Source organism: Malacoplasma penetrans HF-2 (assembly GCF_000011225.1).
Classification (GTDB): domain Bacteria; phylum Bacillota_I; class Bacilli_A; order Mycoplasmatales; family Mycoplasmoidaceae; genus Malacoplasma; species Malacoplasma penetrans.
Window position 1 is genome coordinate 674603 of record NC_004432.1, and the last position, 25660, is coordinate 700262.

Annotated in this window: 20 protein-coding genes and 1 pseudogene; 9 read left to right on the forward strand and 12 right to left on the reverse strand. The window is 25.4% G+C overall.

Annotation, left to right across the window (positions count from 1 at the left end; genetic code table 4):
- Positions 1-55: 55 nt before the first annotated feature.
- Complete coding sequence (locus tag MYPE_RS02765; RefSeq protein WP_011077355.1) at positions 56-673, reverse strand: UPF0236 family transposase-like protein; 618 nt, start codon at positions 671-673, stop codon at positions 56-58.
- A 41-nt stretch (positions 674-714) separates the two neighbouring features.
- Here MYPE_RS02765 and MYPE_RS02770 point away from each other — a divergent pair, with 41 nt between their 5' ends.
- Positions 715-1461 carry a hypothetical protein gene (locus tag MYPE_RS02770; RefSeq protein WP_044891263.1) on the forward strand — a complete coding sequence of 249 codons (747 nt, stop codon included), beginning with the start codon at positions 715-717 and terminating at the stop codon, positions 1459-1461.
- A gap of 118 nt (positions 1462-1579) precedes the next feature.
- On the opposite strand, the gene MYPE_RS02775 is transcribed toward MYPE_RS02770, so the two are convergent.
- Positions 1580-2158: a hypothetical protein gene (locus tag MYPE_RS02775; RefSeq protein WP_152023094.1), complete on the reverse strand. Its 579-nt coding sequence runs from the start codon at positions 2156-2158 to the stop codon at positions 1580-1582.
- Between the two features lie 474 nt (positions 2159-2632).
- Here MYPE_RS02775 and MYPE_RS02785 point away from each other — a divergent pair, with 474 nt between their 5' ends.
- Positions 2633-3649, forward strand: a complete 1017-nt coding sequence (locus MYPE_RS02785; RefSeq protein WP_011077358.1) for an IS30 family transposase — start codon at positions 2633-2635, stop codon at positions 3647-3649.
- A gap of 313 nt (positions 3650-3962) precedes the next feature.
- Here MYPE_RS02785 and MYPE_RS02790 read toward each other — a convergent pair whose 3' ends face one another.
- Together MYPE_RS02790 and MYPE_RS05775 are read right to left on the reverse strand one after the other, a co-directional pair.
- Positions 3963-4847, reverse strand: a complete 885-nt coding sequence (locus MYPE_RS02790) for a DUF1493 family protein (RefSeq protein ID WP_011077359.1) — start codon at positions 4845-4847, stop codon at positions 3963-3965.
- Positions 4848-5110: 263 nt separating this feature from the next.
- Positions 5111-5413 carry a hypothetical protein gene (locus MYPE_RS05775; RefSeq protein WP_011077360.1) on the reverse strand — a complete coding sequence of 101 codons (303 nt, stop codon included), beginning with the start codon at positions 5411-5413 and terminating at the stop codon, positions 5111-5113.
- Positions 5414-5504: 91 nt separating this feature from the next.
- On the opposite strand from MYPE_RS05775, the gene MYPE_RS05780 reads away from it, so the two are divergent.
- Both MYPE_RS05780 and MYPE_RS02805 read left to right on the forward strand, forming a co-directional pair.
- Positions 5505-5798, forward strand: coding sequence for a hypothetical protein (locus MYPE_RS05780; protein ID WP_011077361.1), 294 nt, complete (start codon positions 5505-5507; stop codon positions 5796-5798).
- Between the two features lie 262 nt (positions 5799-6060).
- Positions 6061-6771, forward strand: a complete 711-nt coding sequence (locus MYPE_RS02805) for a hypothetical protein (RefSeq protein ID WP_011077362.1) — start codon at positions 6061-6063, stop codon at positions 6769-6771.
- A 164-nt stretch (positions 6772-6935) separates the two neighbouring features.
- Here MYPE_RS02805 and MYPE_RS02810 read toward each other — a convergent pair whose 3' ends face one another.
- The 3 genes from MYPE_RS02810 to MYPE_RS05785 all read right to left on the reverse strand — a co-directional run bounded on the left by MYPE_RS02810 (position 6936) and on the right by MYPE_RS05785 (position 10624).
- Entirely contained in the window at positions 6936-7952 is a 1017-nt protein-coding gene (locus tag MYPE_RS02810) for an IS30 family transposase (RefSeq protein WP_011077358.1), read from the reverse strand.
- Positions 7953-8651: 699 nt separating this feature from the next.
- Entirely contained in the window at positions 8652-10133 is a 1482-nt protein-coding gene (locus MYPE_RS02815) for a transposase (protein ID WP_044891265.1), read from the reverse strand.
- 158 nt (positions 10134-10291) lie between these two features.
- Positions 10292-10624: a hypothetical protein gene (locus MYPE_RS05785; RefSeq protein WP_229502215.1), complete on the reverse strand. Its 333-nt coding sequence runs from the start codon at positions 10622-10624 to the stop codon at positions 10292-10294.
- Between MYPE_RS05785 and MYPE_RS05790 the strand changes: the two genes are divergently transcribed.
- Positions 10596-11000 carry a hypothetical protein gene (locus tag MYPE_RS05790; protein WP_044891266.1) on the forward strand — a complete coding sequence of 135 codons (405 nt, stop codon included), beginning with the start codon at positions 10596-10598 and terminating at the stop codon, positions 10998-11000. The genes MYPE_RS05785 and MYPE_RS05790 overlap by 29 nt on opposite strands.
- Before the next feature lie 263 nt (positions 11001-11263).
- Positions 11264-11935, forward strand: coding sequence for a hypothetical protein (locus tag MYPE_RS02825; protein WP_011077365.1), 672 nt, complete (start codon positions 11264-11266; stop codon positions 11933-11935).
- Positions 11936-12054: 119 nt separating this feature from the next.
- Here the strand turns inward: MYPE_RS02825 and MYPE_RS02830 are convergent, their stop codons facing one another.
- From MYPE_RS02830 to secA, 4 genes and pseudogenes are all read right to left on the reverse strand, one after another.
- On the reverse strand, positions 12055-13464 hold the full coding sequence (locus tag MYPE_RS02830) for a ribonuclease Y (protein WP_011077366.1): 1410 nt from the start codon (positions 13462-13464) through the stop codon (positions 12055-12057).
- An 816-nt stretch (positions 13465-14280) separates the two neighbouring features.
- Positions 14281-16020: a phosphoenolpyruvate--protein phosphotransferase gene (gene ptsP, locus MYPE_RS02835; RefSeq protein WP_011077368.1), complete on the reverse strand. Its 1740-nt coding sequence runs from the start codon at positions 16018-16020 to the stop codon at positions 14281-14283.
- 31 nt (positions 16021-16051) lie between these two features.
- Positions 16052-16996, reverse strand: coding sequence for an alpha/beta fold hydrolase (locus MYPE_RS02840; protein WP_011077369.1), 945 nt, complete (start codon positions 16994-16996; stop codon positions 16052-16054).
- A gap of 1995 nt (positions 16997-18991) precedes the next feature.
- Positions 18992-21391, reverse strand: a pseudogene (gene secA, locus MYPE_RS05955) (preprotein translocase subunit SecA); the annotation flags it as partial.
- Between the two features lie 332 nt (positions 21392-21723).
- On the opposite strand from secA, the gene MYPE_RS05795 reads away from it, so the two are divergent.
- The 3 genes from MYPE_RS05795 to istB all read left to right on the forward strand — a co-directional run bounded on the left by MYPE_RS05795 (position 21724) and on the right by istB (position 23863).
- Complete coding sequence (locus MYPE_RS05795; RefSeq protein WP_044891267.1) at positions 21724-21957, forward strand: DeoR family transcriptional regulator; 234 nt, start codon at positions 21724-21726, stop codon at positions 21955-21957.
- A gap of 69 nt (positions 21958-22026) precedes the next feature.
- Positions 22027-23100, forward strand: coding sequence for a DDE-type integrase/transposase/recombinase (locus MYPE_RS02855; RefSeq protein ID WP_011077371.1), 1074 nt, complete (start codon positions 22027-22029; stop codon positions 23098-23100).
- 1 nt (position 23101) lies between these two features.
- Complete coding sequence (gene istB / locus MYPE_RS02860; protein WP_011077372.1) at positions 23102-23863, forward strand: IS21-like element helper ATPase IstB; 762 nt, start codon at positions 23102-23104, stop codon at positions 23861-23863.
- A gap of 1200 nt (positions 23864-25063) precedes the next feature.
- On the opposite strand, the gene MYPE_RS02865 is transcribed toward istB, so the two are convergent.
- Complete coding sequence (locus MYPE_RS02865; RefSeq protein WP_011077374.1) at positions 25064-25588, reverse strand: hypothetical protein; 525 nt, start codon at positions 25586-25588, stop codon at positions 25064-25066.
- Between the last annotated feature and the right edge of the window lie 72 nt (positions 25589-25660).

The following is a 25660-nucleotide window of genomic DNA, read 5'->3' on the forward strand; positions in this document are numbered from 1 at the left end:
ATCAAAACACTCTTTTCATCAACAAAATGAGAGAGTGTTTTTGTTTTAAGTGTTTTTAATCTTTGTTTTTAAAGTAAACATATGTATCATCTATGTTGACATATAAATTTTTACTAGGATCTAAAACTAACTTTTCTTGGTTATCAAATTCTTCATTTAATACTTTCCCTTTTAAGAAATTATGAACAGTTGCCTTACAACAATTTCTATAGTTAACTTTAGATAATTGCTCTAAAGAGTAAACTTTATCATTTTTAATTTTGTTAAAAATTCTATTTTTATAGTTAGTATCAAATCTTTTATATTTTTCTAAATTTATGTAGTCATCTAATAAATAAAATCAAATCTTTTTATTGTATTGATCTATATAAAAATATGACCTTCTTTGAAACTTAACTTCACCAAAAGGAGTAATGATAATTCTTGATTCTTTATTTCATACATATACCTTAGTATTGTATTTTTTAGTTAATTCCTTTCTATTTAGAAATAAAGATTCATCTAATTCTTTTAATTGATTAGCTATTTCTTCACATTTTCTTAAATTTAAAATTCTTTCATCTTCAACACTATTTTCAAAATAATTAGGTTTTTTAATTAAGGATTCTGCTTTTTTGCTAAAATCTAGATAGTCTAAGTTTGACTTATTAATATAATGGTTATCAATATTCATAACAATTAAATTTTCTAATAAATGGAAGGACAATTCAAAAGATGAAAATCAAAAAAGCTATTAAATATTTAATCCCTTTATCTTTAACTGCAGTGGTTGTCCCAATTTCTACAGCAAGTTGTTCTTTATATAATAGTTTTTCATCTAACAATGGAAGCAGTGGAAATAATGACAACAATAGCACTGATGGTAACAATACAACTACTACTGATCCATCACAAGAAAATTATTATAAATGCACAACCAACTATAAAACAGTAATGACAACCCTTTCTACTGGTGAATTATTTGCTAATTCACCAAAAATATTAAATTATTTCTACAATGAACTTAATAATGTTCAATTACTTGATGAATTTGGAGTAATCATTAATTTATATGACAAAGTAGAAGATGCAGCAAATAAAGATGGTTATGAAAATAGTGATCTAGCAGGTGCTTATAGAATATTTTGTGCAGCTTATTTGCAATACTATGATTTCAGTTTAAGTTATGTATTGGGATTAAAACAAATTTGAAAAAATGAAAAAATATATAGTGATGACAATCCTAATGAATATTCTGATGAAAAGAAAGCTATTCTAAAGCAGTTAAATGATAGTTTGAACACATATAACAATAAAAATGTTAGAAATATTAAAAGTTTATTAGAATTTCAAATAAGATACCAAAATTATATTGATGAGCAAGAAAAAACACAAGAATTAAGAAAAATGTTTGGTTATTTCAATGAAGCAAATGCTTTTTTTGGATCAGTAAGTAGTTTATATATAAAATTAAATAATTAGTGCTATAATATAGTTACCCAAGACGACATACTTATTTATAAGATGTGTGTTGTAACGTAAAAAGACTCTCCTTTAAAAAGAGAGTCTTTTTATTTAATATTTAGCAAATTATTAATTATTAACCTTTTAAGCTATTTTTACTTTTCTTATGATCTATTGATTTATCATTAGATTTATTTTTGCACTTATTAAGTTTTTTAGAGAAGTTTGGATGATTATTATTTTTATTTACATTTTTTAATTTATTTTTTCATGAAAAGTCATCAATGCAATTGATTTTATCATTTTTTATCTTATAGTTTAGGGAATTTATTTGATTGTTTACAGTTTTTCTTATTTCCGATATTTTTTCCATAGATTTTTTATATTCTCATGAGTTAAAATTAGTAAATTTTTTAAAAATAAAAGAACAATTATTATCAAAAGACAATGTGTCTGATAAGTATTTAATCTCTTTTTTAGCATATTCAATGTCTAAAATAACTGTCTTACCTATTCTTGAATGCTTTTTCCCTAAATAATTTATTTCTTTTTTTGTAAGTTTTTTAAAGGAATCATAAATTTTTACTAAATTCAATTTATTTTTTAAAAGTATATTCTTTTGAAATTTTTTAAGAACCATTAATTTGAAATTTTTTGAAAAATTAGTTGTATTAACATACTCATGACTATTTTGATCTAGTATTTTATAGTCCATCATTTTTTTATTTATCTGATACAAGATTCTTAAATTTATTAAAGAATCTTTTCTAGGCAATTCTCCAAACTTATTTTTTTAACAACTATATTAGTTTTTTTGTCAAACTTCTTAATTTTACCTTTAGAATCCCTTAAACCTTCTAATTTGAAATAATAGACATAATTTTTTATTACAATTATATTAGCTGTTGGTCTGAAAGATTTGTTCTTTTCTTCACCTTTAATTCTTTTTCATATTATTAAACCAAATACATTTGGGCACAAGCCTTTAAAATGCTTATTTTTCTTTATTTTAAAAGTAATTTTTTCATTGTTGGGCATATAAAAAAAGAGATGCACACATCTCTTTCCCCGATTGAAATGTGAAGTGCAACATGCAAAGTATAATTTGTATAGCACCTAACATTTCAATTTTTTATTTATTGGGATAAAAAAAAGTGCCCCCATATAAACGCACAAAGGAACACCAATTATGTTTTACACTACAATTACTCTAAATGATACTAACAAATACAGACATTTGTCTTATGGTGAAAGAGAAATAATAGGACATATGTATTTTGTTCAAAAGAAAAATATTAACCAAATAGCAACAGAATTAAAAAGACATAGATCCACAATTTTAAGAGAGATCAGAAGAAACAATAATGTTGAAGGATATAGTGCTGAAAAGGCACAGAAAAAATATATAGAAAGAAGAAACCATAAAAACTTTTTTCTATGACAAAAATACAAAACTTTCTCAGAATTATTTGCAGAAAAATACAATTGCAAATGACATGGTGTGGAATTAACTAGACACTATATAAAAGAAAATTATCCATGTGTTTTAGTTCCTTCCACTAAACAAATTTATAACTGAATACAAACAAATAAATGAATTAAAAAAAGATCAGACAAACTAAGAACTGCTTATATAAAAGGTAGAAAAAGAAAAAAAGGAATGTTTTCTAAATTTGATGAAAAGTATGTATTTCCCATATGGATGAGACCAAAACACATACTTAACAGAAAAGAGTTTGGTCATTGGGAACTAGACTTAGTCATAGGAAAAAGACAATCTGGTTATAGTAATTTATTGGTAATGGTAGAAAGAAAAACTAGAAATTCATTTATTACTAAAGTTGAGAACAAAAATCCTTTCACTATTAACTCAGCAATAAAAAGTTTAGTTAATAAAAACAACTTACATGTAAAGACAATAACAATAGATAATGGAATAGAATTCTCAAAAATAGGAATTGCAGCTTATTGAATAAAATGTAAAGTTTATTATTGTGAACCTTATGCTTCATATCAAAGGGGTTCAAATGAAAATGTTAATGGATTGATTAGAAGAGTGTATAAAAAAGGTACAGATTTTTCTTTGTTAAGTGATGCAGAAATAAACAATCTCCAAAACAAAATTAATAGAATGCCTAGAAAAATGTTTAACTATATGAGTAGTGATCAGTACTACAAAAAATGTATGAATTCTTTAAACTGATAAAATAAAAAAATTCTGCTCCCTTTTTTGAGGTAACAGAATTTCTTATGCTAACATTAATGTTGCACTTCATGTTTCAATTAAGGAAAGAGATGCACACATCTCTTTTTATGCGGAGTTCTATTTAATTTATCATTCCACTCAAAATGCTCCCCATTTTGAGTTTCAATATCTATAAATTAAATTACATACATTTAATTGCATACAATTAAATGTATATATACCCTACGTATACATCTATATAATAGCACATAGATTAGAGATGTAAACACTTATTAAACTTAAAAGTTTAATTCTCTTTATCCTTTCTTTAAATTTATTCTTTGTTTTGTTTATTTTTCTTCTTATTCTTTAAATGATGAATAGCATTAGAAATGCTTCCATATGTTGATATTAATCTTCTAGATACAAATATTGAAACAACAGTAGCTACAAGAACTCCTACTGTTAAAACACTAGCAACTCATGCAACATTACCAACATTTGAAAAATAACCTTTATTTGTTGTTGTATTGTTATTTTGATCTAATGAATTATTGGTATCAGTATTACTTGAATCATTATTAGTACTTGTATCAGTATTTATTGATCCATTATTAATGTTTGCAATGGTTAAGTTAGAACCATTTTGAACTTTATCAGATTTAGCAATAATAATATTTTTAATTTCTAAAGAAATATTAGAAAAATAACCATTAATTAATTTTTCAATATCTTCATTAGAAATACTTATAGAATAATCTACATCTAAAATATATTGAGAATAGTTTTCATCCATATATTTTTTAATTCATTGATGAATTAATTCATATATTTCATCTTTTTTAATTGAACTTATACCTAGTTTTGGTATTGATATATTTTGTAAATCAAATGGATTGATTCTAGAGTTACTAACTAAAAGACTTGTAGAGTTAGATAATAATGTAGAACTATTATCTGCAATTATGGTTAAAGTTTCATTATTATTCCCTTTATCAATGTTATCTATCAATCTTTGTAGTACTTCTTCTTCATTTTGAATATATCAGTCATATTCAGTAACTTCTTTAGAAGATTTATTACTTAAATATTGATTAACATGGTTAACTATATTCTTTTTTAAAACACTGATATTAGTAGTATTCTGTTTATCTAAATTAGGAATTTTTATTGATGATAAATCTAATAATGATTCAAATGATTTTGAATTAATAGTCAATACTTTAGTTGTTCCTTACAAGTGATTGTAAAGTACTTTAGTAATTGTGACTAATTATTTATTATTTATTAAAATCTAGTTGCATAAACACATTATGTTTATATAAAATTTTGTTTTTTTATTTCAGTAATTAAGTACTCTATTATTCGACTAGCAAAAAGTTTTATAACTTACCTCAGTTAATGACTTTACTCATTTCTTATGTTAGAATAAGGCAAACAAAAAAGTAGAGGACAAAAAAAATGTTACTTAAAAAATTATTATTAATAGGGGGGGGGTGTTGTAGTAGGTTCTACTGCTTTAGCTAGTGCGATAGCTATCCCTATCTCTCAATCTCAATTAAACTCTTCAAGTGCTGAAGTTCCAACTGATCCAAATGGTAATAATCAACCAAATGATCAAGATGGAAATAACAACCAAAATGGAGAAAATAACAATAATCCACAAGTTCCAGATACAGATGACAATGGTAATAGTGGAGAAAATGTAAATCCAAATCCAGATGCTAATGAAAACAATAATTTAATTAAGGATATAAAACTTCCTGAAGGTGAAATTGTTTTCAAGAATTTTTATGACAAAGATCAAATATCTAGTTCTTTTGGATACCAAGTATTTAATAAAACCATTAATTCAAATCAAGATTTAAATGGTAAATTGAAACAATGATTTGAAGAAAATCAAAATAAAGATAATTTTAATCCATACTATTTTCTTGATTCTAAAACTCTTTGAGGATTGGGGGGTTCAACAGAAAATGATTTTCAACCTGTTTCTTATGTTGATAATTCAGCAGAAATTATAACTGCAAATTTAAATAATACAGATGGTAGAAAAGTTGGATTCAACAAAGTTTATTCATTTAAAATAACTCTAACTCCAAAATGAGGTCATGCTTGAACTGATGGAACTTCTGCAAGTAAAACTATAGTAGCTTATGGGGTTTACTAATTTTAATATTTGGTAAAAAATAAGAATATAGTATAGAAAACTTAATTTAAAAGCCCCACATTTAATGATGGGGTTTTTAAATTAAACTAAAGTAAAAATAATTATTTATGTTGCTCTATAATTGTCTATATTTTCTTTTTTAGAAATTAAAAGTTTTAGTTTAAATTATTTATTTAAAATTTTTAACAATTATATTGGTGATAATGACTTTACTTATTTCTTATGTTAGAATAAGGCAAACAAAAAAGTAGAGGACAAAAAAATGTTACTTAAAAAATTATTATTAATAGGGGGGGGTGTTGTAGTAGGTTCTACTGCTTTAGCTAGTGCAATAGCTATCCCTATCTCTCAATCTCAATTAAATTCTTCAAGTACTGAGGTTCCAACTGATCCAAATGGGAATAATCAACCAAATGATCAAGGTGGAAATAACAATCAAAATGGAGATAATAACAATAATCCACAAGTTCCAGACAATGATAATAATGGAAATAGTGGGGAAAATGTAAATCCAGAAGTTGATAATAACCTGATTAAGGATGTCAAACTCCCTGAAGTTGAGGTTTTTTTTAGAGATTTTAAAAGCACAAGTTTAGATATTAATTTCGAAACAATTGGAGATAAAGTTTTCAATAAATCCATTAATTCAAATGAAGAATTAAACAATCATTTAGAATCATGATTTAATCAAAATAAAAATAATGAAAATTTTAATGATACTTATTTTGTGCAATCAAATTTATTGGGGTTTCATGTACCTGAATATGGCTATAATTATAAAATAGCATCGTTTATAAGTGGTTCAGCTAAAATTAATACTGAAATTTTAAATGATGAAAACAAAAATCCACAGACATTCAATAAAGTTTATTCTTTTGAAATAGATTTAACACCAAATTTTGGTCATTCTTGAATTGATGGAACTTCAGGAAGCAAAAAAATAACAGTTTATGGTATTTATTCTGTTTCATAAATGATGTTTAATTAATAAATCCTAATAAGTATTTAAATAATCATAAATAGAAAAACCCTCTATTCTAATAAATAGAGGGTTCCTTAATTGAAACATGAAGTGCAACATTAATGTTAGCATAAGAAATTCTGTTACCTCAAAAAAGGGAGCAGAATTTTTTTATTTTATCAGTTTAAAGAATTCATACATTTTTTGTAGTACTGATCACTACTCATATAGTTAAACATTTTTCTAGGCATTCTATTAATTTTGTTTTGGAGATTGTTTATTTCTGCATCACTTAACAAAGAAAAATCTGTACCTTTTTTATACACTCTTCTAATCAATCCATTAACATTTTCATTTGAACCCCTTTGATATGAAGCATAAGGTTCACAATAATAAACTTTACATTTTATTCAATAAGCTGCAATTCCTATTTTTGAGAATTCTATTCCATTATCTATTGTTATTGTCTTTACATGTAAGTTGTTTTTATTAACTAAACTTTTTATTGCTGAGTTAATAGTGAAAGGATTTTTGTTCTCAACTTTAGTAATAAATGAATTTCTAGTTTTTCTTTCTACCATTACCAATAAATTACTATAACCAGATTGTCTTTTTCCTATGACTAAGTCTAGTTCCCAATGACCAAACTCTTTTCTGTTAAGTATGTGTTTTGGTCTCATCCATATGGGAAATACATACTTTTCATCAAATTTAGAAAACATTCCTTTTTTTCTTTTTCTACCTTTTATATAAGCAGTTCTTAGTTTGTCTGATCTTTTTTTAATTCATTTATTTGTTTGTATTCAGTTATAAATTTGTTTAGTGGAAGGAACTAAAACACATGGATAATTTTCTTTTATATAGTGTCTAGTTAATTCCACACCATGTCATTTGCAATTGTATTTTTCTGCAAATAATTCTGAGAAAGTTTTGTATTTTTGTCATAGAAAAAAGTTTTTATGGTTTCTTCTTTCTATATATTTTTTCTGTGCCTTTTCAGCACTATATCCTTCAACATTATTGTTTCTTCTGATCTCTCTTAAAATTGTGGATCTATGTCTTTTTAATTCTGTTGCTATTTGGTTAATATTTTTCTTTTGAACAAAATACATATGTCCTATTATTTCTCTTTCACCATAAGACAAATGTCTGTATTTGTTAGTATCATTTAGAGTAATTGTAGTGTAAAACATAATTGGTGTTCCTTTGTGCGTTTATATGGGGGCACCTTTTTTTATCCCAATAAATAAAAAATTGAAATGTTAGGTGCTATACAAATTATACTTTGCATGTTGCACTTCACATTTCAATCGGGGAACCCTCTATTCTAATAAATAGAGGGTTTTTGGTTTTAAATATTTATTCAATAAAAAGTATTTCTATTATATTTTTACTTCTGAAACAAATATTCTATTAACATATTAAAGTTTTCTTAAAACCCAAGAATGAACTTATTTTTATCATCATGATATTATTATGTATATTTTTTATTTAAAAAATATTTGCTGATTATTATCATTTGAAAAATAAATTATATTTAAAAATAAATTCTCTATTCATAATCATTTAAGTAAAACTAAAGCTATTAATATAAAAACTTGTCTTTTAAATTAAAATGAAACACCTAAATATTTTATTTAGTTAAATTTAAAAATTAATTAAATAATCTAATAGATTTTATTATGCATTTATTTCCTTTTGTGAAAAAATATTTTCATTTACAATGAATTAATGACTTTACTTATTTCTTATGTTAGAATAAGGCAAACAATGTTAATTTTATGTGACTTTGTCCCTATTAAATAGAACTTGGAGCAACTAAATTATATCAATGAGAAAAATATAATTTAGTTGCTTTTTGATATTTTTAGTTTTTGCTTTTTATTGCTCAATTAAATATTTAAAGAAAGTTCAATTTCTCTAATTTTAATTTTTTCCTCCCTTTCTTTTAAACTGTTGCTTCATCTTTCTAAAGCTATTCTTGTGTTTTCATTTTTTTGATAAATAGCTTTAGAAGCAGCTATACTTTTTCTTTTAATTTTTTCTAATTTTAAAAACTCATTATCCTGAATCTCATTTATATATTCGTTTAATAAATCATCATTTATTTCTCTGGCAAAATATTTTGTATTTTTATCAAGTACAAATTTTTCACCCGTTAACATGTTGGTTCTTAATAAGATTTGATTTTTCATATTAACTCTTTTATCTTCTTTGGTGAACAAACCCATAGCCTTCCCATTATGGAAAAAATAAAAACCTTTTAGAACTTTGCAAATCTTAGTTGTATAGAACAAGTCTTTTAAATCATTTTTACTTAATTTTATGAATTGGTTTCTTTTTCCTTTTTCAGACTTTTTATATCTTTGATTGTAAGCATCAACAATTAACTGATAGTTCTTTTGTATTTTTTCTTTAGTATTCAAACCATGTTTTAAAAATAATTTGTAATAAATTTGTTGTGCATTTTTAAATGATCTTTCAACATTAGCTTTAAAAGTTGGTTGGCTTTCTGACTTAACTTGTATTTCTAGTTTATTTAAACAATAAGTTAAATTGGTAACTGAATTTTCAGATCAAAATGTTTTTCTTCTATCTGTTTTTATAATATTTGGAGCCCCATACTTTTCTAGGACCTGTTTAAGCAGTTTACAATACCCAAAATTTGTTTCCTCATCGTCCATTCAAAAACCTAGGAACTTACCAGTCCCAGCATCAATGGCATGGTATATGTAATATTTTTTAATTCCTATTCAAACACTAACGCAAGCATCTACTTCAACTATGTGACCAAAATCATAGTTGTGTTTTACATAAGGGGGATTTTTAGTTTTTAAATATTCTGTGTACGTTGGTTTATATTTTCTTAGAAATTCCAAAATTTTTTCCTGGATTTTTAACTCTGCTAAATTGCCTTCTTTAAGTTTTTTCTTCATAGTTTTTCTTGTGATCCTTTTTGAATATGAAGTGAGTAAAAAATTTTCATTTAGAAGTTTATTTACAAATCCGTATTTAACATTAAACTTGTCTTTTATTTCATCTAAATAAAAATCTAAATGAGTCATTTCATAATGACCATCACTCATTTCTTTGCATGGAGTAGTTACTTCAATATATTTCTCTATAATTGCTCTTTTTACTTCATCTTTTATTTTGTTAACATTTTCCTTATTTTTGTTTTTATGGCTAATCAAAAAAGTATTATCTTTAAAACTTTTTATAAACCTTCTAGACTGTTTGATTGAATATCCTGTTTTATTACTTAAAGTTTTTGGATTTAACTTTCCTTTTTTATTCAAAGAGCCCATTTCTTCTAAAATTCAGAACCTACTATTCTCAAATTTTGTTAAATTGTTTTTTATTATTTCTTTCATAAAAAAACACCTCACTAGATTAAACTCCAAGAGGGACAAAATCACAAATAATTGATTAGTCTTTTTTAGGGACAAAGTCTTGTAAAATCCACAGACTTTACTTATTTCTTATGTTAGAATAAGGCAAACAAAAAAAGTAGAGGACAAAAAAATGTTACTTAAAAAATTATTATTAATAGGGGGGGTGTTGTAGTAGGTTCTACTGCTTTAGCTAGTGCGATAGCTATCCCTATCTCTCAATCTCAATTAAATTCTTCAAGTGCTGAAGTTCCAACTGATCCAAATGGTAATAATCAACCAAATGATCAAAATGAAAATAACAGTCAAAATGGAGATAATAACAACAATCCACAAGTTCCAGATACAGATAATAATGGAAATAATGGAGAAAATATAAATCCAAATCCTGATATTGATAACAGTAATTTGATAAAGGATGTTAAATTACCTTCTGGTGATGTTATGTTTAAAAATCTTGAAAAAACAAACAATAACCATTCTGATTACTTTTCATATCAAGTTTATAACAAAATAATAGCCACAGATAGTGAATTAAATAATAAATTAAAAGATTGGTTTGAACAAAATAAAAGGAATCCTAATTTTAATTATTTGTATTTCTTAGATTCAAAAAATATCACATGATTGCATGATAGCATTTTAGGATATAACTATGAACCTATTGAATATGTAGATAACTCAGCAAAACTCTTTACTGAGAACTTGAGTGGCAGCAGCAACAGTTCAAGTAAATATAACAAAGTTTATTCTTTTCAAGTAACTCTAACACCAGCTTCTGGGCATGGTTGAACAGATGGTGATAGAGAAGGCAAAGTTATTACAATTTTTGCACCTTTTAGTTCTTAATGAAATAATAAGAAATATTTATAAATAAAAAACATTTCCATAATAGGAAATGTTTTTTTACTGAAAACGAGATAAAGCCTTTAAGTTTTTTAAAAGAATCATATCTCTTTATTTATATTTTTTTGAATAGAAATATCTTTTTATTATTTTTTGGATTAAAAATTTAACAAAAATTAAATTTTTAATTTCTAATATTTTCTATAATACTTGAATCTTTTATTCAACATGTTAGAATAAGGCAAAGAAACAACAAAGGACAAAAAATGATAGTTAAGAAAATATTATTAGCAGGAATAGGTATTGCGACTAGTTCTGCTGCTTTAGCAACAGCAATAACTGTTCCAATTTCACAATCTCAAATTAACTCTTCAACTAATGAAGTTCCAAATAATCCTAATTCAAATAATGAACCTAATCAAAATGGAAATAATAATGAAAATAATGGAGAAGCTAACCCCAGTCCAGAAATAGAGGATAATGGTTTAATAAAAGATGTTAAATTTCCAAACAGTGATATTGTATTCAAAGACTTCACAGGTCAAACATATGAAGCCTCTAAATCTTTTGCTTATCAAGTTTATAACAAATCAATTACAACAAAAGAAGATTTAAATTCTAAACTAAAAACTTGGTTTGATGAAAATAAAAACAAAGATAAATTTAATGATTTACATTTTCAAAGTACAGTTACTTTAGTTGGATTAGGTGATCTAAGTGAAGGATATAACTATGAAGTTATTACTTTTGTAGATAATTCAGCTCAAATTATAGATAGTACAACTAGTCAAAATATTACTTTAAGAAACAAAAATTTTGTCTATTCATTTCAAGTTAATTTAACTCCAGTTTCTGGACATGCTTGAACTGATGGTTCTTCAGTAAGTAAAACACTTACAGTTTATGGATTATATTCTGGAAGTGTTAGAAAAAATTAAAAGATAAAAGTTTATTAACTATTTTAAGAGTTTTAAAAAATAAGATATAAATAATAAAACCTCTATTACTTATCATCGGTAATAGAGGTTTTATATTGTAATTTAAAACATTATATTATCTAAGTTCTAAGCCTAGAAGCACTTCCCAATGTTGTAATAGATTGGGTGAATTTTCTAATTAAAGTAATTTGAATTGGTTGCTTATTAACAAGGTCACTATCTTCTAATTTGAATTTAATATCTTTTATTAAAATCTTACATTCATCATCTGAAACTAATGAAGGATCTATAATTACTTCTATTTCTCTTCCTGATTTAATGACATATGCATCTGATACTCCTTCAAAGGATTTACAGATCTTTTCTAGTTCTTCTATTCTTTTAAAGTACTCATCATTAGAAACAAATCTAGCACCAGGTCTAGATGCACTTAATTTGTCTACAACTTTAACTAAAGCTGCATAAACAGTTTTAGGGCTTACTTTATTATGGTGAGATTCGATTGCATTAATAATGTAATCTTCAAAATTAAATTTCTTAGCTAATTCGACACCTGAATTAACATGATCATTATCAATTTCAAAATCTACTGCTTTTCCAATGTCATGAAAGAAAGCTGCCTTTTTAGCTTTAATCGGATCTATATTTAATTTTTGAGCAATATTAGCAGCTAAAACTGCTGCTTCTACACAATGTAATAAAACATTTTGACTATATGAAGTTCTAAAGTTTAGTTGTCCTACAATTGGATACATCTTTTTATCAATATCAAAAATGTGTAATTTATTTTCTAAAGCATCCTTACCGATTTCATAACATGTTTGTTCAAATCCTTCTTCAACTTCCTTATAAAATAAAGAAATCTTTGCTATATCCATGTTTTTAGTTTCTAAAAGTTTTTCCATTGTTCTTTTAGCTTTTTCTCTTCTAATTGGGTTAGGAGATGAAATTGTAATTGCTGGCATATTAGGTTCAATAATTAAATCAGTTTTAGTAGTTTGTTCAAAGTGTCTTTTGTTTCTACCATCTTTACCAATGATTTTCCCTTTCATTCCTTCATTTTCTAATTTTATAGTGAATGAAAACTTAGAAGAGATGATATCTTCAGCATGTTGTTCCATGGCATTAATCATATAGTAAACTGCTTTTTCATTAAGATTATCTTTAATCTCTTTTTCCATTTGATCTATAAGTTTAATTTTTTCTAAATTTAGCTTCTTTTGATATTCTGATATAACTTCTTGTAATTGTTGATATGATTCTTGAGTTTCTTTTATTTTTAAATAATCAGCTCTTTGATGATTTAAAATTTCTCTTTTTTTATTAATTATAGAAATGAATTCATCTGCTTTTAATTTCTGATCAGAAGTGGGGGTAATCTTATTATTCTTTTTAGGTTGTATTTTTATTTGTTTGAAATTTCTATTCTTTTTCTTTTGTACAAAAGAATAGATTACATAAAAAAATAAAGAAATAAAAAGAAAAATAATAACACCCACTAATATTAGAGTGACTGTATTTTGTTGCATTGTCTTCTCTTATCCTAGTGAATATATATGTATTTGTTAATAAGCAAAATGTCCTAGTACTATTATATATAAAATAAATGAAATAAAAATAAAAAAAGAGCACTTCGACAAATGCTCTTTTTGATTAACTTAAATCTATTAAAATTAACTTTGAATTTCCTTTACGGAACATTTATTTTTTAAAATATTAACCTTTTTAAAACTTCATATAAATTCAGCTACTTAGTCGAGGTTTGTAACTAACTTTACAATCTATTATAAAAAGATAAAAACTTGTTGAATGTTTCACGGGATTTTTAAATTATCCTGAAAATCATTACTTATGATACTCATTAATAAATAAAATGATTTATTCTCGTGAATAATGAATCGAAAACAAACTACAAAAACAACTCAAAGGACTATATAAATAATAAATAAATAATTAGAGATAATATTTTTTAAATGATTCAATAACCAATAAATTTCTTTACCATGGCTTGATTAAAGTATTATATAAAATAAATTAAATCTATAATTTATTATCTTATTTTGGATAAACTAATTTTAAATAATAAATCTTTTCAGTTATTAATTTTTTCATTTATAAGGTTTCAAAAGTATTTAAAAAGTCTATAAACACAAACTTATTTCTTTTTCAACATAAATTCAATTGGCAAGTTAAGAAAATATCTCTAAGCTCGACAACTTTTGATTTCTCAAGCGACTTGAATGGGATAATGTGAGTTTACAATAGAAAGTTCAATCAAAATTTCTATGCACTTGAGTAGTAAACTCACAGTATTCATTATATAAAAGTATTCACTATAAATGATACTAAATTAAATTCTTTTTTTGTAAGAAATTTTCAACTAAATTATTTACTTCTTCAGCTGTATCGCAATCAATTGCTTTATTAGCAAGTTCCACACATTCAGAGTGTTTTAAAGATGCAATAACTTTTTTACTTCTAAGGATTGAAGAAGCTGACATACTAAACTCATCTAGACCTTTTCCACCTAATCCTAATAGAATTGGAATAGATCTAATGTCACCAGCCATTTCACCACACATACCTACAAATTTTTTATGAACAGCAGCACCTTCAATTGTTGCTTTAATTGCTCTTAATAATGCAGGGTTATTTGGTTGGTATAAATAAGAAACATTTTCAGACATTCTATCAACTGCAAAAGTATATTGAACTAAGTCATTAGTTCCAATTGAGAAGAAGTCAGCATATTTTGCAAACTTATCAGTTAAGAAAGCTGATGAAGGAATTTCAACCATCATACCAACAAGAACTTTGCTATCAAATGCAATCTTTTCTTTTGTTAATTCTTTTTTAGTTTCTTCAACAATATTTTTAGCTTTTAAAAACTCATCAACAGTTGCTATCATAGGGAACATTATCCCCATTCTTCCAAAAGCAGATGCTCTTAATAATGCTCTAATTTGAGTTTTGAAGATTTCTGGATTATTTAAACAAAATCTAATTGCTCTATACCCTAAAAATGGATTCATCTCATGTGGGAATTGGTAATAATTTAATTTCTTATCTCCGCCAATATCTAAAGTTCTAATGATAACTAATTTATTTTTTTGTTTTTCTAAAATATATTTATAAGCATTAAATTGTTCTTCTTCTGTTGGTCATTTAGAGTTTTCCATGTATAAGAACTCAGATCTAACTAAACCAATTCCTTCAGCACCATAACTATCTAAATTATCTGCATCTTCTGGTTTTCCAATATTAGCTACAACATCAACTTCAACACCATCTAATGTTTTAGCTTTAACATTAATATATTTTTTTAGTTCTTCTTTTTCTTTTAAAAAGATTTCTTTCTTTTTATTTCAAACAGATAAATCACTTGGTTCTATAACTAAATCACCAGTTGAACCATCTAATGCAATCATTGAATTTTTATCAACTGCATTTGTAATATCTTTTAATCCTAATACTGCTGGGATTTCCATAGTTCTAGCCATTATTGCAGCATGACTAGTTCTTCCACCAATGTTTGTAGCAAATCCTTTTACATATTTTTTATCTAATAATGCAGTTTCAGAAGGAGTTAAATCATCTGCAACAATGATAACTTCACTTTTAATAGCTAATAAATCTGGAAGTTCAATATTTAAGAAAAATGATAAGATTTTAGTTCTAACATCTTCAACATCACTTGCACGTTGTTTGAAGTAATCATCTTCCATATTAGCAAATAAATCATGTGTCTTTTTAAAAACGACATCAATTGCATATGCACCATTTACTTTTTGATCTTTAATAATAGAAATGATTTCATTTTTTAATTCTGGGTCATTTGCAATTTGTGCATGAGCATCAAAAACCATTGCTTTTTCAGCACCAATTTTATCAATTGCAATTGTTTTAACATGTTCAATATTTTTAATTGAAGCTTCAATTGCAGCATTTACTTTTGAAATTTCTTGATCAACATTACTAATTTTTGAGTCATCAATTTTAAAGATTGGTTTATCTAATAAGAATGCTTTAGCTGTTGCAATTCCATCACTTGCACCAATTCCTTTGTATTTTTTATCTTTCATCATTTTTAAAGTCCCCCATTTTGGTAACTATTTTTTATTTATTTTGTAATTCTTCTTGTGAATCTAAAACTTGTTCTGATTCACTATTTTCTACAATGATATTATCAACATCATTTTGGTTAATATCTACATTTACATTTTTTACTGAGTTAAAGAAATTTAAAACAGTTTCAATATATTTATCATTTTCTTCAACAAAAGGTAAATGAGCAGATTCTTCAAAAGTTGCTATTTCATAATTTTGTAATGAACTAAATCTTTTTAATGTTTTATGATAAGTTACAACCCCATCATATTTTCCAATAATAACCATAGATTCAACTCTATTGTTTGATTCTGCTTTTTTTAATTCATTATGTAATTTAATAGATTTCATATTTTTTCTTAAAAATTTAAAATCTTTTAAATGATCTAAGAAGTAGTTAGTTTCTTCAACTAATTCTTCAGTGCTATCTCCACTATAATGTTCTTCAGGTTTATATAACAAAATAGATTTGGATTTTCAGTTCTTTTCATAAGTATCAGGTAACAGTTTATTAGTAGCAATTAAAGATTTTAAACTTGTTCACATTGATGAATTCATTGGAGTTACAGCAATTAATTTAGCAAGTCTATCACCAACTAAATTTGATAATAAGATAGCTAATCCTCCACCCATTGAGTGACCAATTAAATATAAATTTTCAAATCCCTTTTGATTAATTCAAGTAGAGATATATTGAGCATAATATAATGGGTTTAAATGGATTTTATGTTTTAGTTTTGCAAATCCATGACCAGGTAATTCAAGTGCATAGTAATTGAAATCATCTGTTAATTTATCAATTACTTCATCATGATATTCAGATGTTGTAGCAAACCCATGGATAAATAAAATATTTTTTGTAGATTTATTTTTAGAAGATTTGAATCTATATGTGTATCCATTTTCATTTATTAATTTAAAGTATTTGTTTTCATTAGACAAGTTGTTAGTCATTTTACTATCCTAGCTTATAAAAATTTATTTGTTTATTTTTACATAAAAGTGCAAAAATAAACAACAACACTATTATTATAGACTATATTTTATTTTGTTAAGCACACAATTTCTTTAATAGTTTAAGTAAAAAAGAAACAATTTCAAAAGAGAAATTGTTTCTTTAATTAAATTAATAAAACTTTATTTTTTGTTGTTTTCTTTTAAATAATCTAGAATGTCTTTTTGAAGGTTGTGAATTTCTGCAGGTTGATTAATTTCTTGAATAATCTCTGTTTCATCTTCACTTTCTTTATCTACAGTTTTGATTATTTTAATGTTATTTAAAAAAGAATCTTGGCTATTGATGTTTGGCTCTTCTTCATTTGTGTTTTCTAGTTCTTCATTATTTTCAATAATCTCAACATCTTTTAAATTTTTATTTTTTTCTTGCAATAAAGCTGTAACAACTTCTGGATTTTCAGATGTTAACTCTTTTACATCCCCTAAATATTTTTCCATGAATTTCTCATGTTCTTTTTTTGTAATAAGTCATTTATCTTCTTCAGATAACTCTTCTGGATTAGGATTAATTACTTCTTCTAAAACTTCTTCAGATAATTCAGCAGCTTCAACTTCATCATTGAATTGGCCATCATCAATTACTTCATCTAGTGCTTCTTCAAATTCTAATTGTTGATTTTCTTCATCAACAAGATTATCTTCAAAAGATTGTTCTTCGTGAGGGTTATCCATAGCTTTAAAGTTGTCTAAGCTTTCACCCTCTGGAATATCTTCTAGATAATAAACTGGTGTTTCAAACTCAACTTGTCTTTCTAGTTCTTTTCTTTCAAGAACCTCAGGGTCTTCTTTATTTAAAAGTTGATTAATTTTTTCCAATCTATCTTTTTCATCATCTAACTGTAATAAAGTATTAAGTTCTTGTTCACTAGCCTGGTTTTCTTCTCTAAATAAATTAGTAGATTTTATTTTTTCATTATCTAATTCATTTTTATTTTTAAAATTAAATGGTGTCTTCTTTAAAAGATTTCCACCAAACAATGTTCCTGGTTCTTTTTTATCAACTTTTGGAAGTTTATAGAAAGCTTTGATATCATCATCACTTTCATCCTCATTTAACTTTTTATAATCTGAATAATCAATTCCATTGTTTTTATTTACAAAAACTGAATTTCTATATTCAATAAAATCTGGGTCATTTGATAAATCAAAAGAAATAGATTTTTGAATTTCTTCTTTAATAGATTCACGCTCAGATTCATCTAACAATTCAATTTCATTATCAATGTCACTTGTAGTGATATCCAATTGATTTTGTTCAGGAATATTTGCTGTAACTTCTTGTTCATTAGAAGATGGTTCTAATTGTTGAGTGATTTCTTTATCTTGATCATAGTCAATATCCATGCTGTCTAAGATGTTATCTAAGTAATTTCCAATAGTTAATGGTTTTTCATCATCTTTAAATGCAGGCATATCAAGAATTTTTTGAATTTCTTCTTCACTTAAAGGTTGTTGAATTTCAGGAGCTTTATCAATATTAGAAACATTTTCAATTTCTTCAATATCATCTTCTAAATTAGCAGACTCAAATACAAATTGGTCATCAGCTTTAGCAGTATGAGGAGTTTCTTGTGGATCTAATTCTTCAGTATTAAATGTATTTTGAATTTGTGAGAAAGAGTTTTCAAAAATATCTGATTCATTTTCTAAAATGTTAACTTCACTTGAACCATTGTTTAATTCATATTTATCTGTACCACTAGTATCATATTTTGGAATTTCAAATCCATATGGAGTAGTTTCTGTTTCAACAACTTCAGGTTCTGTTTGTTGTGGAATATATTCTTCAACTTCAACATATTCTTCTGGTGTTTCTTCAATTAAAGTGTTCTCTAATTCACTTTCAATAAAGTTGTCAAATTCACTTGTTGCAGAACCAGAAAAACTTAAAGCGCTATTAAAGTTCTGTTCAATCTCCCTTTGGTTTCCATAATTTTTTTTTTTGAATTCTTCAGAGTTTACAAATTCATCCAATGCATTTGTAATTTCAATCATTTCATTAGGCAATGAAAGATTGCAAATACTTGTAATAGTATCTGTTACTACATTGATTTTCATTCTTTCAAACAAATTATTTCCATCTTCAATATAAATATTTAATGGACTTCTTTGTTCAAGAGATCTTAAGTTAACCCCTTCTCTTAGCTTAGTCATTTTATCAATGTGAGTTGTTCACTTTTGATCTAAGTTAACTAATAAGATTTCATCTATTACATTTAAACCATTGATTTTTTCAAGAATTTTACACTTAACATCAACAACTTTTTTAATAATTGAAATTGCTTTATCAATAGCTAATAAGATTGGCATATTAGCAAAAGTTGCTGGAGTAAAATAAGAGAATTTTAAGATTTTCTCATTTAAGAAAGCAACAATCTTATTTGCATCAACAAGAGATGTATTGTCATTGTTTTTAAAGTTTAAAATTTCTGTTTCAACATAATCATCAATCATGTTGTTAATGATGTTTAAATTGTTAGTTTTTAATAAAATTTGATCACGTTGCTTATAAATCAATTCTCTTTGTAAAGATAAAACATGGTCATAATCCATTAGGTTTTTTCTAATGTCAAAGTTAAGACCTTCAACCTTTTTTTGAGTTCTATCTAACATCTTAGAAAAGAATCTTGAGTCATAAAATTCTTCTTCTAATTTTTGAGAAGCTTTTTCAAATCTATCTGTTGCAAATCTTTTAAATAAAGCATCTTCTAAAGAAGTAAAAAATCTAGATTCACCAGGATCACCCTGTCTTCCAGTTCTACCTCTTAATTGGTTATCAATTCTACGAGATTCATGACGTTCAGTACCAATTACATACAGACCACCAAGTTCTCTAATTTCATCACTTACTTTAATGTCAGTACCACGACCTGCCATGTTAGTTGAAATTGTAATTGCACCTTTTTCACCAGCATGTTTTACAATCTCAGCTTCTTTAGTGTTATCTCTGGCATTTAATACTTCATGAGGGATTTTAAGTTCTGTTAATCTTTCATGAATAATTTCTGAGTCAGTTACAGAAGCTGTGCCAACAAGAATTGGTTGACCAGTTTCATGACGATTAACTATTTCTTGAATTACATGATTCCACTTAACTCTTTTTGTCCCAAAAATATAGTCTTGCTTATCAATTCTAGCTACTGGTTTGTTAGTAGGGATTCTAACAACTACCATGTTATAAATTTTCAAGAATTCTTCAGCTTCAGTCATTGCAGTTCCACTTACACCTGACAATTTTTCATAAAGTCTAAAAAATGATTGATAAGTAATTGTTGCCATTACAACATTTTCAGGTTCAATTGTTACTCTTTCTTTTGCTTGAATTGCTTGTTGTAATCCAGCATTATAACTTCTACCTTCTAAAACTCTTCCTGTAAATTGGTCTACTAAATAAATTTTGTCATCTTTCACTAGGTATTCTTTACCATTAGCAAAAATATAGTGAGCTACTAAAGAGTTAGTAATTTTATGAACTATTTCTGCACTTTCAACAGAATATAAATTTGTTAAATTAAAAAACTTTTCAGCTTTAGAAACACCTTGATCAGTTAAAGCAATTGTATTTGATTCATTATCAATTTTGTAATCATCTTCAGCTAAAGATCCTACAAATTTATCAATATCTAAATATAATGAAAAATCTTCTTTTGGTTGTCCTGAAATAATTAAAGGAGTTCTAGCTTCATCAATTAAAACAGAGTCAGCTTCATCGACAATTACAAAAAATAATTCTCTAATAACTTTTTCATTGATATCTCTAACCATATTGTCTTTAAGATAATCAAAACCAAGTTCTGAGTTAGTAGTATAAGTTATGTCTCTTGCAAACATTTCTTTTTTTGTTGCTTTACTTAATTTTGAAGTGTTATAACCTACAGTTATTCCTAATTTTTCAAAAGCTTTTTGAGCAAATAAAGCATCTCTTTCAACTAGATATTCATTAACAGTAACAATATGAACACCACGTTTTGTAAGGGCATTTACAAAAGAAACTAAAAGTAAGGTTAAACTCTTACCTTCCCCAGTATACATTTCAGCAAAGTCACCAGTATGAACAACATATGCACCCATCATTTGAACTTCATAAGCTAGCATACCATGTTCACGATAAATGATTTCTCTTGCAATTGATAAAGCATCAACAATGATATCTTCTAGTGTGAATTTATCTTTAGCTAAACCATCTACTAAATAATCAGTTCTAATCCTTAAGTCTTCAATTGATAAAGCACTATATTCTTCACGGTTATTTTCAACTTGTTGAGCAATTAGTTTTGCCTTAACAAGGATTTTAGATTTCTTTTTAATTTTTTTGAATTTTTTAATTTTCATATGCATTCCTTACAACAAGATAAGTTTAAAAAATAATTTTTTGCAAATAATATAATTATTTTAATTTATATTTATTATTTAGTTGCTATTTTTTAAACAAATAGTTAGATTATTTTTGCTTATCATTTTTTATCATATTAAAAATTATATTTGTATAAGTTCATATAACTTTTGAAAAATTCTATATAAAAAAAAGAAAAACAATTTCAAGTTGTTATCGGTAAAGTTAAATCCCCACCTTTCAGCAAAGTTAATTCCCCACCCCCCCCCCCCCCCGTGAGGACTTAACTAAAGAAATGGGGATTTTTATAATTTCTCTAATAGGGGGAATTATGAAAAAAATTAACAAAATAAGAATGATAGATAAAATTAAAGAATTGTTAAAAAATCAACAAGTAGTAAACATTAAGGCTTTATCTAGAGATTTACAAATAGACAGAAAAACTGTTAGGAAGTATTTAAGAATTTTAAGTAATAACCCAGAATTAAAATCTTGTGACTTCAAAAGAAAATATAAAAAACCATCTAAGAATTTTTTATCACAAATTGAACATATTATAGAATAGAGAATTGAATCTTATAAAGAAAAAACCAATGGAACTAAACCATCAATATTTTCAATTTATGAACATCTCTTGGATTACTTACCTTCAAAGCTTGAAATATCTAAAACTGAATTTAAAAATAAAATTTCCTATTCTACTTTTAAATCATTTTTAAAAGAAAATTATGATTATTCTTCAAGAGCTATTACTCCTCCAAAAAAAATAATAAAGGAAACCTATCCTGGAAAAATTTTGGAAATAGACTGGGCTGAAAATATTGTCATTCATACAAAGGAAGATGGAAAGTTAAAAATTAATATTTTGGTTACAAAGTTCTCGTATTCTAGATATATGAAGTTATTTGTTTCTTATGAAAAGAGTTCTCAAACTGTATTGAAGTTTTTAGTCTCTGCATTGGCAGAATTCCAAGGCAGCCCTCTTTATTTAGTTTGCGACAACATGAAATCTATTATTTCTAAAAACCAAAACTATTTAAACAAAAAGCCAATTTTAGAAAAACATTGAAATGATTTTGAAAGAGATTTTGGTATAGAGATTATTCCATGTGATCCAGCTTCACCAGAACAAAAAGCTAAGGTTGAAAGTGCTGTAAGAATTGCAAAAAAAATAAAAGCTTGAACTGGAGTAATTGAAAACAAAAATCACTTAATAGAAATTGTTAAAAACATAGAATCTAAATACAACAACAGTGAGAATGGTGTGGGGTTTAAACCAATTCAATCTTTTTTAAAACAAGAATTGCATACACTTCAACCTTTACCTAACAAAAAAATTATTGAAGGTTATTTAAATTCAAAAGAAACAAGAATGGTAAAAAATGACTATAAAATAGCATTTTTAAGCAATTTTTACTACTTACCACCTTTATATCTAAATGAATATGTGCAAATATATCAAGATGATTCTAATGTCTACATAGAACATAATGGAACAATAATTGCAACATATGAAAACAGTTTAAAAGTAGCTAAGCATTCTTTTACTACAACAGAAATTCATTCAGAAATTTTAAAGTATGAATTTTTAAAAAGAGGTGACAATATTTCAGAAGAAGTCATTAGGAAAATGGCAAAAGAAACTGTTGAGTCATTAGACTTGCAGTATAAACTAAAAGTTTTTAATCAGAAAAATCAGGAGACCTAAAATGAAAGAAATTGAAAATTTGTTAAATGAAGTTAAATGAACAACAAATGAAAAGGTATTTAATCTTTTAATGGATCAAAGATATTCTAGTCCTTTAATTGTTGAATTTTTAAAATCAATTTTAAGAGAGGAGGTAAACTTCAAAACTAAAAGAAGAAAATATTTAAAAGTTAAAACAGGAGGATTTGGAATAATAAAAACTATAGAAGAATTTGATTTCACTTTTCAACCACAAATAAATCAAAATCAAATTAATTATTTTTTAAATTTTGATTTTATAAAAAATAAACAAAATATAATTTTTCAAGATACTTCAGGAGTTGGAAAAACTCATCTTGCCACAGCTATTGGGATTGCTGCTGCAGAGTCAAAATATAGTGTTTATTTTATTGACTGCAATAGGTTGTTAAATAATTTACAAGAAGCAAAATTTAAAAACCAACTTGCTCAAAGAATTAAACACTATTCTAAGTACAAGTTACTGATAATTGATGAATTGGGATTTCTTCCCATGGATCAAGAAAAAGCAAATATATTTTTTCAATTGGTTAATAGTAGATATTTAAAAAGCTCAACAATTATTACAACAAATAAACTATTTTCAGAATGGGGAAAACTATTCCAAGATGAAGTTATAGCAAGTGCAATATTGGATATATTATTACATAAATCCCATGTTGTTAGCATTGCTGGAAAATCTTATAGAAACTATGAGTCTTTAAAATTAAAAGAAGAAATTGAATGAAAGGATAATGTTAAATAAAACCCTTTTAAATAAAAAAAGTTAAGTCCCACATTTATACTAAGGGGTGGGGAATTAACTTTACCGAAAGGGTGGGGAATTAACTTTACCAAAAACACAATTATTTATAAATTTAAATAAAAAAAGAGATGTTAACCATCTCTTATCATAGACTGGGGTTTGGTTAATTTACCATTCCACACTCAATGCCCCCCATTTCATGCTTCAATAACTGTAAATAAACTTATCCACTATATTAATAGTGTATATACCTATGTATACATTTAAATATTAGCATAAAAATGTTATGTAGTAATTTTTTAAACTTTAAATCTCTATAGTCTTTGCAAAACTTTGTTTATTTTTTAATTTTATTCTTGTTAGATTTTTATAAAGAAGTAGAAGCAATATTAGTTCTTTAGTTTTCAACCATTTTAATAACTTCTTTTTTTAGTTGTTTTCTATAAATAAAAAAAGAGATGCACACATCTCTTTTTATGCGGAGTTCTATTTAATTTATCATTCCACACAAAATGCTCCCCATCCTGTGTTTCAATACCTACAAATTAAATTACATACATATAAATGTATATATACCCTACGTATACATATATATGTTAACACAGAGAATGAAGTGTCTTATATTTTTGCACATTTAATTTATGATATAGCAAGGATATCTGATTAAAAATCATATTTAGAAGTTTTTGTATATACAAAGATATAACTAAATCCATAAATAAAAAATTTTTTAAATTAACTAAAAATAGGTGTACACTTTCAATGAACTTATTTTTATTTAAAAAGCAATTTCTTAAAAATTACATTTAGTTAACTGGCTAATTAATTTATTTAATTCTATTCTTAAACATTATTATGAATTTATTAGTAAATATTTATTATTGTAGACATAAAAAAAGAGATGGTAACATCTCTTATCATATATTGGGGTTTTAGCCATTTTGCCATTCCACACCCAATGCCCCCCATTTTGTGCTTCAATAACTGCAAAATAAACTCATCCACTATATTAATAGTGCATATACCTATGTATACATTTAAATAGTAACGTATAGAAACAAGAAGTAAACACTTATTAACTTTTGATTTCAAATTTATTTTTATAATTATTATTTTTTAAAAGACAGATATTTATATCAAAAGAAAAAGATAGGTTTAAATAACCTATCTTTTCAATATTTTTAAAATAAAGATTAAAAATTAAAGAACACAAGAAAGAACTATAAAAACTATAAAAGTGATTGTGTGAATCCCAAAAGATATATAAAACAAAGTTGAACTTCTTTTAGAACGTTCTTTTAAATACTCTTTATATTCTTCAATGTTGGTAACTTTATGAATTGAATAATCTAAATCACTATAAGGTTCAGTAAATTTTAAACGATCTAATTTAAATGATCTAATCATTTTCTTCATGCTATATCTTAAAGATAAATTAAACCTTTGTCTAATTGAAAGTCATAAAACATTTAAACCAAAAGTAGTAGCACTAGCAATTGCAAAGATATCATATCATTGCAATAATTTACGAGTGTTAACTAAATATCCTATTAGAACAATGATTCCAAAGATTAACAACAAACTAATAAAAGGAGTTATTCCATTAGGGTACTTCCCTTTTGAAATTTCATTGTCATCTTTATTAATCTTTTTATCACTAATTTTAGAAATTGAAGAGTTGTATTTAGTTAACCCTGTTTTTAGACCTTTTTTATTATCATTCATGATTTTTATTTTATAAAAATAATCACTAATCTATATACAAAAATAGTAATTAACAAATAAAAATTAATTACT